The sequence below is a fragment of the Pseudoalteromonas luteoviolacea genome, from assembly GCF_018100925.1.
GTDB classification, from domain to species: Bacteria; Pseudomonadota; Gammaproteobacteria; order Enterobacterales; family Alteromonadaceae; genus Pseudoalteromonas; species Pseudoalteromonas obscura.
Map to the genome: position 1 here is coordinate 209,577 of NZ_JAGJEH010000010.1, position 16,207 is coordinate 225,783.

Annotated in this window: 16 protein-coding genes and 1 tRNA gene; 8 read left to right on the forward strand and 9 right to left on the reverse strand. The window is 42.1% G+C overall.

All coding sequences use genetic code 11. The annotated features are described in order from the left end of the window. Positions 1-6 precede the first annotated feature (6 nt). Positions 7-2,214, reverse strand: a complete 2,208-nt coding sequence (locus tag J8M00_RS21255) for a CapA family protein (protein ID WP_211012476.1) — start codon at positions 2,212-2,214, stop codon at positions 7-9. A 240-nt stretch (positions 2,215-2,454) separates the two neighbouring features. Between J8M00_RS21255 and tyrR the strand changes: the two genes are divergently transcribed. Continuing rightward, positions 2,455-4,011, forward strand: a complete 1,557-nt coding sequence (gene tyrR, locus J8M00_RS21260) for a transcriptional regulator TyrR (protein ID WP_023397650.1) — start codon at positions 2,455-2,457, stop codon at positions 4,009-4,011. 16 nt (positions 4,012-4,027) lie between these two features. Here the strand turns inward: tyrR and J8M00_RS21265 are convergent, their stop codons facing one another. Beyond that, complete coding sequence (locus J8M00_RS21265) at positions 4,028-4,522, reverse strand: hypothetical protein (protein WP_211012477.1); 495 nt, start codon at positions 4,520-4,522, stop codon at positions 4,028-4,030. A gap of 165 nt (positions 4,523-4,687) precedes the next feature. On the opposite strand from J8M00_RS21265, the gene J8M00_RS21270 reads away from it, so the two are divergent. Next, on the forward strand, positions 4,688-5,227 hold the full coding sequence (locus tag J8M00_RS21270) for a thioesterase family protein (protein WP_211012478.1): 540 nt from the start codon (positions 4,688-4,690) through the stop codon (positions 5,225-5,227). A 36-nt stretch (positions 5,228-5,263) separates the two neighbouring features. Here the strand turns inward: J8M00_RS21270 and J8M00_RS21275 are convergent, their stop codons facing one another. Further along, positions 5,264-5,914, reverse strand: coding sequence for an OmpW/AlkL family protein (locus J8M00_RS21275; protein ID WP_417714815.1), 651 nt, complete (start codon positions 5,912-5,914; stop codon positions 5,264-5,266). Between the two features lie 300 nt (positions 5,915-6,214). Here J8M00_RS21275 and dapE point away from each other — a divergent pair, with 300 nt between their 5' ends. Then, positions 6,215-7,426 carry a succinyl-diaminopimelate desuccinylase gene (gene dapE, locus J8M00_RS21280; protein WP_211012480.1) on the forward strand — a complete coding sequence of 404 codons (1,212 nt, stop codon included), beginning with the start codon at positions 6,215-6,217 and terminating at the stop codon, positions 7,424-7,426. Here dapE and J8M00_RS21285 read toward each other — a convergent pair. The 3 genes from J8M00_RS21285 to J8M00_RS21295 are packed head-to-tail and all read right to left on the reverse strand — an operon-like array spanning position 7,400 to position 10,157. Then, complete coding sequence (locus J8M00_RS21285; RefSeq protein ID WP_211012481.1) at positions 7,400-7,957, reverse strand: hypothetical protein; 558 nt, start codon at positions 7,955-7,957, stop codon at positions 7,400-7,402. The genes dapE and J8M00_RS21285 overlap by 27 nt on opposite strands. Further along, a complete protein-coding gene (locus J8M00_RS21290; RefSeq protein ID WP_211012482.1) occupies positions 7,954-9,147 on the reverse strand; it encodes a peptidyl-prolyl cis-trans isomerase in 1,194 nt (397 codons plus the stop codon). The genes J8M00_RS21285 and J8M00_RS21290 overlap by 4 nt, the downstream gene beginning before the upstream one ends. Next, the gene (locus tag J8M00_RS21295; protein WP_211012483.1) at positions 9,147-10,157 is read right to left on the reverse strand and encodes a phospholipase; all 1,011 of its coding nucleotides are present in this window, start codon (positions 10,155-10,157) and stop codon (positions 9,147-9,149) included. Before J8M00_RS21295 ends, J8M00_RS21290 begins: the two co-directional genes overlap by 1 nt. Positions 10,158-10,339: 182 nt before the next feature. Between J8M00_RS21295 and J8M00_RS21300 the strand changes: the two genes are divergently transcribed. Together J8M00_RS21300 and J8M00_RS21305 are read left to right on the forward strand one after the other, a co-directional pair. After that, a complete protein-coding gene (locus tag J8M00_RS21300; RefSeq protein ID WP_247687496.1) occupies positions 10,340-11,161 on the forward strand; it encodes a MipA/OmpV family protein in 822 nt (273 codons plus the stop codon). Then, complete coding sequence (locus J8M00_RS21305; protein WP_211012484.1) at positions 11,151-11,543, forward strand: DUF3019 domain-containing protein; 393 nt, start codon at positions 11,151-11,153, stop codon at positions 11,541-11,543. Before J8M00_RS21300 ends, J8M00_RS21305 begins: the two co-directional genes overlap by 11 nt. 47 nt (positions 11,544-11,590) lie before the next feature. On the opposite strand, the gene J8M00_RS21310 is transcribed toward J8M00_RS21305, so the two are convergent. The 3 genes from J8M00_RS21310 to J8M00_RS21320 form a co-directional block, all read right to left on the reverse strand. Continuing rightward, a complete protein-coding gene (locus J8M00_RS21310) occupies positions 11,591-12,097 on the reverse strand; it encodes a hypothetical protein (RefSeq protein ID WP_211012485.1) in 507 nt (168 codons plus the stop codon). Between the two features lie 66 nt (positions 12,098-12,163). Next, complete coding sequence (locus tag J8M00_RS21315; protein ID WP_211012486.1) at positions 12,164-12,637, reverse strand: globin; 474 nt, start codon at positions 12,635-12,637, stop codon at positions 12,164-12,166. 246 nt (positions 12,638-12,883) lie between these two features. Then, positions 12,884-13,669, reverse strand: coding sequence for a delta-class carbonic anhydrase (locus J8M00_RS21320; RefSeq protein ID WP_211012487.1), 786 nt, complete (start codon positions 13,667-13,669; stop codon positions 12,884-12,886). Positions 13,670-13,873: 204 nt separating this feature from the next. Between J8M00_RS21320 and J8M00_RS21325 the strand changes: the two genes are divergently transcribed. From J8M00_RS21325 to nusA, 3 genes are all read left to right on the forward strand, one after another. Beyond that, positions 13,874-13,950: transfer RNA gene (locus J8M00_RS21325), tRNA-Met, on the forward strand. 261 nt (positions 13,951-14,211) lie between these two features. Beyond that, entirely contained in the window at positions 14,212-14,667 is a 456-nt protein-coding gene (gene rimP / locus J8M00_RS21330) for a ribosome maturation factor RimP (RefSeq protein WP_023397663.1), read from the forward strand. Between the two features lie 39 nt (positions 14,668-14,706). Then, complete coding sequence (gene nusA / locus J8M00_RS21335) at positions 14,707-16,206, forward strand: transcription termination factor NusA (RefSeq protein ID WP_211012488.1); 1,500 nt, start codon at positions 14,707-14,709, stop codon at positions 16,204-16,206. The last annotated feature ends 1 nt before the right edge of the window (position 16,207 follow it).

Here is a 16,207-nt window from a genome sequence, read left to right on the forward strand (position 1 = left end):
AGCAACCTAGTCAAGCGTCGAAAATTCGAGAGATAACGTGACTTCTTGTTGCGTTGATACTCGTAAAAAGTCTAGACCATGTATCTCATTGGCCTGCCAGACATTATTATCTAAAAGGAGATCTTTTTGCCATGAGATGAGAGCCAGATCGTCTAAAATGAGGGTGGCTTCTCCGTTTTGTGGTGGTGTGTGCAAAAGCGCAAGTTTTACGGCACGTGCTGGGAGCTGTTCGGGTCCTAAAGTATTATTATCGCTCGGTAAGGAAAAGCTGTGCTCAAACATTTGCCAGTTGTATTCTCCCGGTTCCGATATGCGAATAGTTTGCTCTGAGAATAATAAATTGTCTTCTGATGTGGTAATGGACAGCTCAACATCAAAAGCGCCTGCATTGAGCCCCTTGTTGTAACCTATCAATGTCATGTCGTGATAGGCTCCAAGAGTTGTCTCACTCGGGGTAATCGGCATAGTTCTAATGGTGTGCTTAAACGGCATACGCAAAGGACGATTGTCAAATTGAGTTCGTACCATACACATACCTTGTTTGCCATTACGCGCACCAGTCAGACAAGGTGTGATACTTTCGCTGTCATTTTCCCAGCGTGATACTTCACCAAATGTGTCATCATTATCCCAGTCTTCAAAGTCCCCAAATAACATTAAATCCCTGCCTAGCTTGAGCGTTGCAGCTCCTGAAGAGGATACCTTAGTTAAAAAGGCTTTACTCGGTACAAACTCTCTCAAATCAATGGTATGCAGTCCCGGCTCAAGAGTGATTTGGGCTGTTTCAGACGGCTTCGGCGCAACACGATTATAGAAGTCGATATCAGCATAGCCTTGTCGAGGTATGACAGAAACCCCACCTTGTGAAAACTCGCCTAGTCTTCTCATTAGGTAATCACTTAAAAAGCCAGTAACTAACTTGGGCTGGTAGTCTTCGAGATAAATGGCATAAGCTCGAGCTCTGGTGGTTTTTGGTTGTGTATCAGGGCTTACTTCTAACATGACGGCAACACCAAGTAAGGTTTCAATACGATTTTGCTCAAACACAAAATTACCTAGGCCGAGTAATACAGGAGTGTTATTGAGTAAGCTAAAGCCTTGGGCAACATGGGGGTGGTGAGCGATTAACAGGTCCGGTTGAGCTTCGCTAAGTAAATTGAATCGGTTAGTGATATATCGTGTGGGCGCATAGGAGTATTCGTCACCGCCATGCAATTGCGCAATGGAAAAATCACTTTTTTCAATGGCTTGCTCGACAGCGGCAACGGCTTGACTACTGTCAGTGAGATCAGCTGCGCCCCCTTTTTGTGCTTCAGCAATATAATTAATTGGATTATCATCACCTGTGATTGAAGTGGCAGAAACGAGCCCCAATGACATGCCTTTCACTGATGTGATAAGCGGCGCAAATGCCTCAGTAGTGTTGTTACCCACGCCGCTGAATAGCAAGCCAGCTTGTGAAACATATTCTATGGTATCTTCAAGGCCAGGTTGCAAATAGTCGTATACGTGGTTATTACCCAGTGCGACATAATCTACACCGATTTCAGTTAACCCCTGCAGTGTCTCTGGTAAGGAGAAAAATGCAAATTCTTTGGTTGGGTGTACGCTTACTGGTGTGCTCAATATTGGGGTTTCTAGATTGACTGATGAAAAGTCTGCTTGTTCAACTAGAGGCTTAATATACTTTGTGATTTCTACGGCGTCTTGAGCGGCTGTCTGCGCCCTAATTAGTGCACCTTCTACGTCAGGAAGAGAGTTTCCCATCGTTATCAAGGATGGATCCATATATCGCCTACCAAACATGGTATCACCAGCAAAAAACAATGTGATGGCTTGCGTAGATTTGGTTTTTAGCTGTAATGTGAGCTGTTGATCCGACGCTAAGAGCTGCTGAGTGATTAGTAAAGGCTCGAAGCCAGCCTTGGTAACTGCGATACTGTAATTGCCTGGTTTAAATGTGGGAAGGGAAACACGGCCATTGTTATCACTCTGATAGGATACACCTGCAACAACAATTGATGCATTTTTCACAGCAACCCCGTTAGCGTCTGAAATAGTGATTTGCCATTGCGCTGTCAGGCTTTCTTGTTTGTCTTGTTCTTCTTGTTCGGCCTGCTGTGATTCAGTTGGTCCAGTTTCGTATGGGTCTTCAACAGAGCAGGCGCTAATGAAAATGGCTGTTAGAACTAAGGCTATTATTTTTGCTGTCATTGCTTCTCCCACCATTTAATTTAACATTGTGTAGTTATTTAGTATTATAAAATGTAAGGCAAACGGCATGCAATCATTTATCATTAATTAAATGCTATGTTTATCATGTAGTTATTATAGGTCATTATTATTAATCCTGATCGGGAAAATATCTGTCCAAAAATGTTTACAATTTGCTAGGCTGATGACTATTCTTAGAGTATGATCCGCTCAGAGGTAAAAAACCGTTTTGAGGAACAGATGCGTTTAGAGATTCATTGCGCCGACCGTATTGGTATTGCACAAGAAATACTCAATATATTGGTGAACTATCGAGTAGATTTAAAGGGGATTGAAGTCGACTCGGTAAATTGCCGTATGTATGTTAGCTTTCCACCCATTGAATTTGAGCAATTTCAGAAAATCATGCCTGAAATTAGATTGATCGATGGTGTTGAAGATGTGCGAACAACGGCCTTTTTGCCGTCTGAGCGTGAACATAATGAGCTAAATACGCTACTGAGTGCGTTGCCTGATGGTGTTATTTCAATCGACGCTAAAGGCGGTGTGAGGCATTGTAATGATGCGGCTTGTAGAGACTTAAACTTATCACTCGATGAAGTGATTGGCAGTAGTATAAATGTGCTATTGAAAGGGTTTAATTTTACAAGGTGGCTGGAAGGCAATGAAGTACTCGGCCAGACGACACGCGTTGAAGTTGCCGGAGAAGATTACATAGCGGATATTTTACCTATTTCTGTTCCCCAAGGCACTGAGAGCGATGTACTTGCTGGTGCCGTGATCAATATCAAATCTCAAAGTCGCCTAGGTCAACAAGTTAGTGCTTTTAGGCGATATGGACAAGAGAGCTTTGCGACCATTCATAATCAAAGCACAGCGATGAGACGAGTCGTGCGAGAAGCCAGAAAGATGGCGCAATTGGAAGCGCCTATTTTGATCACTGGCGAAACTGGCACAGGCAAAGAGCTGCTAGCAAGAGCCTGCCACTATGCTTCAAACCGTTCGTTAAAGCCATTCATTGCGCTATCTTGTGCGTCATTGCCAGACGATGTTGCAGAGTCAGAACTATTTGGTTTTGCCAGTTTTGACGATCAGGTACCCTCTAAACGGGGTGTGTTAGAGCAGGCTGATGGCGGCACTGTATTTCTTGACGAAGTTGGAGAAATGTCTGAGCAGTTGCAAACTAAATTGCTCCGCTTCTTACAAGACGGCACGTTTAGAAAGGTTGGTGATGAAAATGAAGTTAAAGTGAATGTTCGGATCATTGCAGCAACCCAGAAAGATTTACCAGCCATGGTGCAAGAAGGTGGTTTTAGAGAGGATCTCTATTATCGTATCAACGTATTAACGCTGGAGATTGCGCCATTAAGAGATCGTAAAGCGGACGTTAAGCCTCTGGCTGAGCACTTTATTCAAAAATACGCGCAGCAAAATGGTCAAGCAGTACCTTCTTTACACCCTGAGTGCTTAGAGTTTTTAGAGCAATACCCTTGGCCGGGCAATGTACGTCAACTCGAAAATGCCATATATCGTGCCGTATCTTTATTGGATGACAAAGAGTTACGCATTGAAAATATGCAACTGCCGACATTTACACATGATTTAGGTTATTTGGAGTCTGATTTTGAAGGGACGTTAGAGCAGGCGGTAAAACGCTTTGAAGCAACCTTGCTGAGAAAGTTGTATCCTGCTTACCCGAGTTCTAGACAGTTAGCCAAAAGATTAGGACTTAGCCATACCGCAGTTGCCAACAAACTGCGAGAGTATGGCATTAATCGAAAAACTGTGAAGGTATAATATTGTATATGGGTACTTACTTTTTAGTACCCATATTTCTGGTTACACCGTCCAGTCTGACATATTTAACACCAGATTCTTCAAAATATACATCAATGCTCACATTGTTTCGGCTTAAAAAGTAATCCACTTTATTGAGCGTCAAAATATAATTCCCTTTTACTGGGGAGTTGAAAGATCTCTTTGCTAACTTAAGAGTATTATTTCCGATCTTCCATTCAAATGACTCGATGTAACCTGCATTGAATTCTTGTATCCAAACTCTTGTTTCATCTTTGCTGAGAGTGAGTGCAATCGAATAGGACTCTGGCAGTTGAGACATTGAATAGGCTTTTTTCCCAATGCGAAACTTTTTGTTCGTTGCTTGCCAGCCGAAACCGAAATCAAAGTTTTTTGATATGCCAGTGGGGTACGTGACGACACCTTTTCCTGCCAAATCAAAGTTAGCTAACACACTGCTGCTAAAGCTTAATGTAGTTAAAAAGAGACCAAGTTTGAATATATTATTCATAAATAAATACTTATCTTAAAGATAATTAAAACTTAATTCAGTTTGTTAAATATAGCAAATTGCTTGGAATTTAACATATTGTCGAAAATATCACTGAACACGCTTGTTGCTAATAAGGGCTATGATACACTGGCGCTACAAATTACTGGTTAGACCAATTGAAGCATGAATTTATATTTTCGGTTACTCCTATTGTTTTGGAAGATTAGACAAAACAAAAGCTACGAAGGCATGTTAGAGCCTACAACAATTGATTTTAGGGCTTTGCCTAGTGACTGTGACATCAATTTACACCTGACTAACTCGCGATATTTAGCAATGATGGATCTTGCTCGGACTTGGATGACAGAGCGATTAGGTTTGCTGGGAAAACTACTAAAAAGAAAGTGGTTTCCAATTGTGAATGCCACTGCAATTACCTATATTCGAGATATAAAACCGCTGCAAAAATTTTCAGTAACGACACAAGTTGTTGGTTGGGATCACAAATACTTTTATATAGAGCAAAAGTTTCACTCGGAAAGAGGGTTGCATGCTATCGCATACGTTCGGGGTGTATTTAAGAGTAAAAAAGGCATCGTCTCTGTTGAGGATTTACTTGAAGTCGCTGAATTCAAAGGAGAGCAGCCTCATCTTCCCAATGAAATCGTGCACTGGAAAGAAATGTTAGAGCAAAAAAAAGTAAACAATAAAAAGGCCACTTAAGTGGCCCAAGATTGAGAATATATATCTACTTTACAATTAAAATTTGTACTTTGCGCCAATCATTGCGACAAATGGGTCAATTTCGACATCGGATGTCAACGCTTGTTTGCCATCAGCATAGACAGTTGCATCTGTGTCTATGTCCATTTTCGATACCATGACATGCAAGCCCCATTTGTCATTGATTTCGTAGTTTAAGCCAAGCTGTAATGCCAATCCGAATGAATTGTCTAAGTCTACTTTTACATTGTCAGTACCAAGTGTCTGTTTTAACGCTGCCGTTGGTTCTTCGTCAAAAAAGACCGTGTAGTTTAAGCCAGCGCCAATGAACGGGCGCAGTTTCGCGCTGCTGTCAAAAAAGTGATACTGGGCTAGCAATGTTGGCGGCAAATGTTTAATTGTTGCAATGTCATTCCCAGCTAAGCCGCCAGCACCTTCGACAGTATGAGAAAATGGCGTAGCAGCAACTAACTCAATAACAATATTGTCGTTATAGTGATAGTCGAAAGTAATGCCTAACTGGGTATCTGAATCCGCTGCAAGTCCAAGCGCTCTGTTTTCATTGATAGCTGATGCTGAGTCAATAGGGTTAACATGAATAGCACCAACGTTGACGCTAAATTGAGCGTGAGCTAAAGGTGCTGTTACTAATAAAGTTGAAATCAAAGCAGCTGTTAGTTTATTCATTTTCATCTCCTGAACCTATACAAGGTGGCTCTTTTTTAATGACTTCATAGTAAGGATTTTGGAGGAAAAAAAGCTGTTCTAGATCAAGTTTGACTTTTCATATTTCAGAAGGTTTTGAAAGTTTGATTTGGATTAAGTTTTCTAGCTGATTTACCTTGAAAATTCGCAACAATGTATCGCCCTATGAGCTATGAGCGCCAGCTTTACTCGGTTTTTAGTAATAAATATGCAATTAACTCGACATAATCTAGACACTTTGAGCACGTTTAATGAAGCAAACAGTTAGATGGGTTATTCAACATGCCTCAAGTTCTACAAGACGATCAGCAAGCTCATTTTACCGTTGTAGATATATTGCAACAATTGATCCGAGCCCGCTCAGTAACCCCAAACGATGCGGGGACCTTGGCTTACCTTTCAAAACAGTTGTCAAAGCTGGGCTTTGAGGTCGTTGATATTGAATCCAATGGCGTTAAAAACTTGATTGCGCATAGACGTTTTGGCGAGGGTCCTGTACTGGCGTATTCTGGCCATGTTGATGTTGTCCCTGCAACTACTGAAGGTTGGATTGTCGACCCATTTTCTGGGGAGATTGTCGACGGTATTGTATATGGTCGCGGCGCGGCCGATATGAAAGGCTCGATTGCTGCGATGCTCAACGCGACGAGGTCTTTATGTGAGTCGGAACTAAATCGCTGCGGCACATTGTATTGGCTGATTACATCCGACGAAGAAGGCGAAGCGACGGATGGTTCTGCGATAATTGCAGAGTACTTAAGAGAGCAAGATATCGCACTGGATGCTTGCTTGGTTGGTGAGCCTACATCTCATAAGCTAGTCGGTGATACCATAAAAAATGGCAGGCGCGGTGCTATTTCAGGCAGGTTTATAGTGAAAGGGAAGGCCGGGCATGTGGCTTATCCCGAATTGGCCAAAAATGCGGCGCATATTGCGGGAGATTTGGTGACGAAATTGGCCCAATTGAGTTGGCCAAAAGATGTTGCTGGCTCAAAAACGACACTGCAAGTCACCGGGCTTACCGTACCAAATATTGTCGATAATTTGGTCCCCGCAAGTTGTGAAATAACATTCAATGTCCGTTATAGCCACGGTTATAAAAGTGATGAGATTTGCCAAAGGCTGGCTGCTTTAAGCGACACTGTGGATGCAGAAGTCAATGTTGTTTGGGAGCGTCCATGTGAGTCATTTTATACGGGTAAACAAGCGCACAATTGCTTTTTGTCTTTAATCGAAAGAGTCATTTCGGATGAGTTGGGTTACTATCCGACATTGAGTACAGCTGGTGGCACATCCGATGGTCGTTTTTTTGCCAATGAAAATACTCAGGTGGTTGAGTGTGGCGTAAAAAATGAATCAATCCACCAAGTAAATGAACATGTTCCCATTACAGATCTTGTGACGATTGAGCGGATCTATGAGCGAATATTGGCTGCATATCTGACCGAAGGTCAGAGTGATAGTGAGTTAGTTGCCGACTGTAGCAGATTCTAACTCTTCAATCAGTTGTGCTTTCATTGTCTTAAGAGCGGCTATTTTATCTCTGGCTTCTTGTAGCTGCTCCTCAGGCAGGTTTGCTCGAATTCCTCGCTCAAGCAAGTTATTAATCCTTGTAACTTTTTTATCTACAGCTGCGATGAACTCGTGTTTTAGTGCGTGCTCTTTTTCCAATAAATATGCGTTGTAACTTTGATGATCATCTAAGTCACCACTGTAGGAGGTATTATTCTGTGATGGTGATTGAACAATGGGTGGTATATATACATCGCTTTCAGCAAAGTCAGACAGGGCAGCCTTTTCATGGGGCTTATTAACAGATGAGTCGAATCCGCTTAAGTGACTTGAGTGTGTTTGGTAAATAATAGGTGTTGGTGTTTCAGTTTGAACAGAGTGCTCAACCTGTGCGGCCTTCTTTAAGGGGGAGCTGGCAATCGTGGTAACTTGAAGCGCTGACATCAGTGCCCAAGTTCCGATCACGATTACGCTCAGCAAACCCCCACATAATATCCATTGTATCTGTTTCATGTTTTCGTATTCGCTGAGAGTAACCATTGATTGAAAAGGTGTGCATATGCGGTTTTGGCTTTACGCCGAGTGATATGTTGCAATGCACGGTAGCGGACAGTTTCACTATTTTTTGCATGATATGCGTAGCTTGGTTTATCGGTATATATCAAAACCCACTGGCCTTGAGGTGTGCGAATTGGTCTAGATAATTCCTCTAACTGATTATTAAATGCCACTTGTGCCAACCATTTTTCTGGGTGGTGGCGACTGATCTGTACAAGCTGCTGAGTGTTATCAGATGTACTAAAGTGATTGCGTAGGCCTCGTTTTAAAAACATCTGTTGAATTTTGTTTTTATTGGCATTGTCGTATATCGCGATAGCATCTTTTTGATTTTCAAAAATTGCTGCGAATGCTGAAATATGCTGTAAGTATTTAAACTCATTTTTATGAGTGGCGTAGAACTGGGCGATTTCCTGATCAGAAACATGTGACCTAATGTTGTCAACGTAATCGCTTCGCTCGCCGTGTAGTTGAGATTTAACGCCTAAATAAGCCTGAATCGACGGTCTAAGCAATTCACCAAGTGCGAGCAGGTTGAGTCGAGTTAGAGATAATTTTTGCTTGGCAAGCAGTGGAGCAGCTTTATTCTTCAATTGATGAAAGCTGACAAAATCTTCAACGTCTTTATTTAGCAGCCTAGTATCCCCTTCATGCAATGAAAATCTACCTTGCATCGATTGACTTGCCAATATGTCATCAAGAGTGAGTTTAGGTTGTTTACTCAATGATACCTGACGCCACTTTTGTCTTTGCTGCTCAGTATATTGTCCATTATTAGGGTATGGTCCTAATAGCGATTTCAATTCCTCACCAGATAATGACACTGGCAGTGGTTTTTGTGATGTATGTGTAAGCTGTGGAAACTTATGAAGTAACATCGAGCGTATATATCGGCGCACATGATATGTATTGTCAAAACCCACGGGCGCGTGCCTATCTAACAATGATAAGTTAAGTTTGCGTGCGTGTGATAGGAGGAACTGGTTCTCTAATAGCCGAGCTTTAAGGTTTGTTTTAGATATTTGTCTATCTTGGGCTTGGTATAAGCTGTGCATTAGTGCAAGCTCAGCTTCGGTAATGTGGTCGAGTGCAGAGAAGCTGGGTAAGCTAAAAAAGCTTACCCATAAAAAGATAACAAAACGCATTAGCGTGCCACCATCGCGTGATTGAGTAGGTGTACTACCATAGCGATTGAATGTGGGATCACCATTTTGGCAGTATTTAACCTATCGTGATGATCTTTTGAATTGAGCACGATACCACCCTGTGCGTATGAAAAAGCACCGCCTTCAGTTAGTAGAGGGCGAATATCAGTATCTGTTGCATTTAATGCAGTGAAACTTTGCATCGCCTGCTTTACTAATGCCATATCATTCAAACTTTCTTGGTCGTAATAGTCTTTGACCCATGATTCCCAATCTGAGTGATTGAGATCCGAGGTAGTCCATGTGTGGTGAGGCTGTAGTAGATCTGTTGTGTGAAAAACAAAGCCCAAAATTTGCGGGTTGCCAGTTTTTAGGTAGCTTTGATACCAATATTGCCCAAGGTTATCGATAGGTTGAAAAGGCATTTCCTCAAAGTCGTCATACATGTTGTAATGTGAGTGTCCGTCGATACGGTAGTTTTTTTCAGTGATCCCGTAGCTGTTGTATTCACTGTCGTCGGCGCTGAACCATCCTGTTTCTCCGCCAGGGCCGTCATCTAGGTAATCACCCTTCAACCAAGTTGCCGCCATGCTATCGATCGCCCCCCATACTGTGAGCTTGTCGTAGTTATAGCCACCAAAGTCATTGCCATGTTGGTCAGCACCTTGGGTGTGATTTTGAAAGTGCCAGTAACTGGTGTATTTGACGATACTTTCTGCCACCCCCCAGACCGGAGCTTGAACACAGTCACCTGTGATCGCGCCACATAAAAACGTATCTTCAAAGTCATCAACGTCATAGGCTGCTTGTCCCATCAGCTCGCCAAGTTGAGTAATACTCATCCCTTTTGATTGGGCGAATGATAGCAGCTTGCGATATTCTGTCGTTTGTGGATTTTGTGCCATATAATTAACAGCATCTATAACAATCCGTTTATGTGTTTCTTGGCTAAATCCATAAGCATTTCCGGCACTAGCCATAACTAAAGAAACTAAAAGGAGTTTTTTCATTTTATTTCCGTATTGAATAATTACTCGATTGTGAGAAAGCGCATTTAAAAATGTAAAGATGACAATATGATTAAAAAAATGTTAATTGCTGAGTTTTGAATTGTTTTCTTGTTGTATGAGAAGTGCTCAGGTATGATCTGGTACTGAATTTAGGCACAAATGCTAAATAAAGATAATAAGTAATGAATAATATAATTTCTGTGTTCCTTGCACTTTGCATGGTGATTATGGGGAAAGCACATGCTGAGCCTTGGTATGATGAAGATGACTTTGAATGGCAATTGAGTTTAGGTGCATTCTATGTCAACACGAAGCTACCAAAGCTAATTGGTTCCAAGCATGAATTCTCTTCTCTTGCACCGTTAATCGATGCCAAGCTTCAATATAAAAAGTTTTACTTGAATACACATTCAGGTGATTTTTTTGGCGGCTCTGATCTGGGATATCAATTAATTCAGGAGGAGGAGTGGGGACTAGATGCTATATTTGGTAACTATCAAATCCCATTCTCCGAAACCGGTTATTACTCCAACGAAGATGATGTTGTTGAAGAGTTAAGGGGTGTAAAACCACGTAAAGTCGATCAGTCTATTGGTCTTGCGTATTATCGAAATATTGGCGATTTTTTGGCTGTCGCAGAGCTGGTCTACGATGTACTTGGTGAATCCAATGGGTGGGTTTTTCATGTTGAGGCGACGCGTAACTTTGAGTTAAGAAACTGGGACTTGTGGCTGAATTTTGGTGCTAACTATTACTCACAGAACTTCAATAACTATTTTTATGGCGTATCACCTTCGGAAGTTAATGATTACCTACATGGGTTTACGGCTGGTGACGGCGCAACTGTGTTTGTTCAGACGCAAATTAACTACCCAATTGCGCAAGACTGGGTCTATAGCGCAGGGGCATCTGTATTAGTGGGTTCTGGCGGGGTAAAAAGCAGCCCCTTGGTAGACTCAAACTATGCGCGGGTTTTCTTTACTGGAGTGAAGTATGTATTTTAGACTCACTTGGGTAATTTGGGCTTCGCTGGCTGCATTGACGACGGAGTCAATGGCTAACGACAAACGTAAAGGAATATTACATGCTTCACCAACAAAATGTGTTGCACTAAACCAAGGACGTACCTGTTATGCCGATGTTGTATTTGATATATCGGCACCTGAAGCAGGGGATTATTGCCTTAGAGAGAGTGAATCTAAACGCATTTTGCAGTGTTGGGCCAATACGGATAGTTTCAGCTATACACTTAATTTTGGATCTGTTGAAAGTGTCAGTTATGAACTCATTGCCAAAGCACAAAGAGATGTGCTAGCGGTAACTACCATTGAGGTAAATTGGGTTCATAAAGTACGTACTAAAAAGCGTCGATGGCGTTTGTTCTAGGCAGGTATAACAAGGTCATGCTATAGAGAAAGCATGACCTGAGTAAACTAATTGCACTGCTCAATTAAGCCACGTAAGTGTGTACCAATGTCTTCGCTTTTGGTCTGACCTTGCTCTAACAATGCACTGAATTGAGTTTGTAGTTCAGCTAAATCGTAAGTTTCTAACAGTGTTTTCAGGTATGTCACTGTTTCTGCGCCTGCTTTTAATAATTCAGGGATACTTTCTAAGCTAATTTCTTGCTCGGTTAAACTCGCGATAGAATTTGCGAGTTCCGCCACACTTGCGCCATCTTGCAAAGCGCCCTCTACTTCCACAAGTGCGCCCATTGGATCGCCATCTAGTTTGCTGGCAACGCAGCTTGCCATTGTTCCTGCTTGGGCACTGTGTGCCATCGCTTCTAACCCATGTTCACGAATTTGCTCAATAACCGCCTGTAACTCTTGGTTTTCTGCTAAGTATTGCGCTTCAATTTGGGCTTTAGAGTCTTCAAATACATCACAGCCTGTGGTTAACAATGCACTCAAACCCAATAAAATAGCGATACGTTTCATAAACTCACCTAATTAACCTAAATTAGGGTCAGTCTACTTATTCCAAGTTTGATTGTCACCTTTACATTAAGAATGACCAATCTGTCTTTTTTGCCGAACTTGATCTAAGTAAACAATATTTGACATACCAAATAATTCTGACTTGAGTACATTGGCGATAATATGCAGAGCTCGCTTCCACGCATTTCTCACAGCAAGGGTAAACTGTTTGCCTAAATGCACCTTTAAGGTGTCTAAAAAGCAATTACATAGAATTCGAATATCGCAGGCCGATGGATGTAGGGACTTAATAGAAGCGATGTTACCGACAATGTAGCTACAGAGTTCTTTTTGGTTCGCCATACGGATCAGGCTTTGCTGGATAAACGCCCTCAGTTGATATTCAATGGCTAGTATTTGTGACTCAGCACTAGGAATAACCATTGACATTGGATGCATTTTTAAACGGTGATTAAAGCTCACACAAAAGCAGTGAAAATTTGGCTTGATAGTCGCAAACGACTGACTTAAAAGCTGATATTGATAAGGTGAAATACTCATAATCGCTCCAATTACGATTAGAGCGGATCCGTGCTCAAGTTTTTAATCAACTCTGTTTCGCTATCACTTATACTGATACAACAAACAAAACAAAATAAACTTGGGTGACTACCTATAATGCGTGTTATGTGTTGTATGAAAAACTCGCATTTGTTCTGAGTATAGCTAGTAGACTTTTATGATTGCAAACTTATTTATCAATAATGCAGAAATACAAATACTGTAGTTCTGCATATCATCAAATGCTTATTTGATAGTTGATAGTAACTTAGGGTCGGTTACGAGCCGCCTGACACCGTGTGCATGATCTTCTTCAAAGACGTTTTCTTCACACCACTGGGCAAGACTATTGATGTCGATTTTTGCACAAGCTGGGCGAACGCTCCAAGTAACTTGCAATGGAGAGCACTGTTTATCGTTGTAACTTGGCCCTGTAGTAGACCCTAAAAACTCAACAGGCTTACCAGTTGTATTTGGGATATGTTTAGGCTGGTGATAACCATTAACAACATTTCCATCGTAGCTCAAGTCATTGAAGTCAAGCGCATCTTCATCATTCACAACGAGGAAAACTTGCGTTTCAACGCGTAGGTCAGGGTTCGCACATTGATCATTAAGGCAAGCGCCCAACCCCTTACCTGGTTTGACATCACAAGAGCTGTGAACCCAATGCACTTCGATGGTATCCCCAGGTTTTACGTTTTTACAAACCTTACCTTTTGGCGCTTTTAACTCTGCGGCTGTTAGGCTTGATGTGGCGTTACACTGGTAACCACCATATTTACCGTCGCCTGCAAATACAGAGAAGTCTTTTGCTTTATGCTCTGCATTTTTGTGAAAATGAATATTACATAGGTTCATTTGTGAAGAAGGAGGCGCAAGGCTAAAGATACGCTTGTTTTCCCCGTGAAGGTTGTCGATGTCCCGTGGTGTTTGCGGACCAGCGCTGGCGCATGAGTTTGCAGTTGCAATACCACTGAAAAACAAAGTTGATAACGCTGTCAATGTTATCTGGAATGACCTTTTATTCATTTAATTGTCTCCGGATTGTAAGAAAAGTGAAGTATAGAGCAAACTAAAACGGGTACAAGTGATGTATGTTAATGATTGTTAAAGAAGTACTTAATCAATTCTGAAGATGTTTAGGTGTGTCTAATTTATCTAGTTAGTGGTTGCGTATTAATGGAACAATCTCTATAATACACGCCAATTGAGCAGCATATCGCTGCATGTGGACGCGGGATGGAGCAGCTTGGTAGCTCGTCGGGCTCATAACCCGAAGGTCGTCGGTTCAAATCCGGCTCCCGCAACCAATATTAAGAAATTTGATTATTTCTTATTAGGTCGCGCATTCATAGTAATGCGCGTTTTGCGTTTAAGCGCAGCTTAATTTAGGCTGGTACAGCCCGCAACCAAGCACGGCCTTTGGCCACACAGTTTGTTTTTGGTGTGACGCCCCGCTTGGTTCGGGGCGTTGTTGTGTCTAGTGCTAGATAATAGCAATTTAGGCCCAAGAGCATGCAGCTGAATTGATGGGGCCATGAGCCCTTTTTTTGTTTGTATGGAGGTAATTTGTGTCAAAACTCGAGCAAGATTTAACCGTTATGCTAGAGCCTGCTGTTGAAGCGTGTGGTTTTGAGCTACTCGGTCTAGAGTTTGTGCAAGCTGGTCGTCATTCTACACTAAGAGTGTACATCGAACATGAGAATGGTATTAATGTTGACGATTGTGCAGAAGTAAGTCGCCAGATTAGTGCGATTATGGATGTAGAAGATCCCATTACAAATGAATACAACTTAGAAGTGTCTTCACCGGGTGTGGATAGACCATTATTCAAACAAGCTCATTATGAGGACGCGCAAGGTGAAGAAGTGCGTTTGCGCACTAAACTTCCACAAGATGGTCGCCGCAATTTTAAAGGCGATCTAATAGCAGTTAAAGGCGATATGATCACGCTGACTGTCGACGGGCAAGAGCACCACATTATGCTAAGCAATGTCGAAAGAGCTAATATCATAGCCAAATTTTAAGATTAAGTGCGAAGGACCAGGGCAAGCGAGGCAAAACCTATGGCAAAAGAGATCTTGTTGGTTGCAGAAGCTGTATCCAATGAAAAAGCAGTCCCAAGAGAGAAAATTTTTGAGGCGTTAGAGTTCGCACTGGCGACTGCTACAAAGAAAAAACATGACGGTGAAATTGAAGTACGTGTTTCTATCGATAGAAAAACGGGTGAATATGACACATTCCGTCGTTGGCAAGTAGCTGAGCCGTTAGAAGATGGTTCACTAGAGCACCCTTATTCTGAAATCACCCTTGAAGCTGCTCAGGTCGAAGAGCCAGAGTTGCAACTAGGTGACTACGTAGAAGAGCAAATTGAGTCAATTCAATTTGACCGAATTACAACCCAAATGGCTAAACAGGTTATCGTGCAAAAAGTACGTGAAGCTGAGCGTGCATTAGTTGTTGATGCATATAAAGACCAAAAGGGTGAGTTGGTAACTGGTGTTGTGAAAAAAGCATCGCGTGATACCGTTGTAATTGATTTAGGTAATAATGCTGAAGCGGTAATTTACCGTGAAGATATGCTACCTCGCGAAAGCTTCCGTCCTGGTGACCGCGTTCGCGGATTACTATATGAAGTGAAGCCTGAAGCACGCGGCGCGCAGTTGTTTGTAACACGCTCTAAACCAGAGATGCTAATGGAGTTATTCCGCATCGAGGTACCAGAAATTGGTGAAGAGATGATCGAGCTCAAAGGTGCAGCTCGTGATCCTGGTTCACGCGCCAAAATTGCGGTTAAATCAAATGACAAACGCATTGACCCAGTAGGTGCATGTGTTGGTATGCGTGGAGCACGTGTACAAGCTGTTTCGACAGAATTAGGCGGCGAGCGTGTTGATATAGTATTATATGATGACAATCCAGCTCAGTTCGTTATTAATGCAATGGCACCTGCAGAAGTTGCGTCAATTGTGATGGATGAAGATTCACGCACGATGGAAATCGCGGTTGAAGCAGATAACCTAGCACAAGCAATTGGTCGTAATGGGCAGAACGTGCGTTTAGCAAGCCAACTAACAGGTTGGGAACTAAACGTAATGACAGTTGAAGATATGGAGCGTAAAAACGCCGAAGAATCTGATAAACTTATTAGCCTATTTACAGACAACCTAGATATCGATGATGACTTTGCAGAGTTTTTGATTAACGAAGGTTTCTCGACTCTTGAAGAAGTGGCATACGTACCTGTTGCTGAGTTCTTAGAGATTCAAGGGCTAGACGAAGAAACTGTCGAAGAGTTACGTAAACGTGCAAAAGATGCATTGACGACTAAAGCACTTCGTGATGAAGAGTCTTTAGAAGGTGCTGAACCTGCTCAAGACTTACTAGAGCTTGAAGGTCTTGACCGTCACTTAGCGTTTGTGATGGCGAGCAAAGGCGTAATCACCCTAGAAGATTTAGCAGAGCAAGGTATCGACGAATTAGTTGAGATCACTGAATTATCTGAACAGCAAGCGGGCGACTTTATTATGGCTGCACGCAACATTTGCTGGTTTAGTGAAGAGTAGT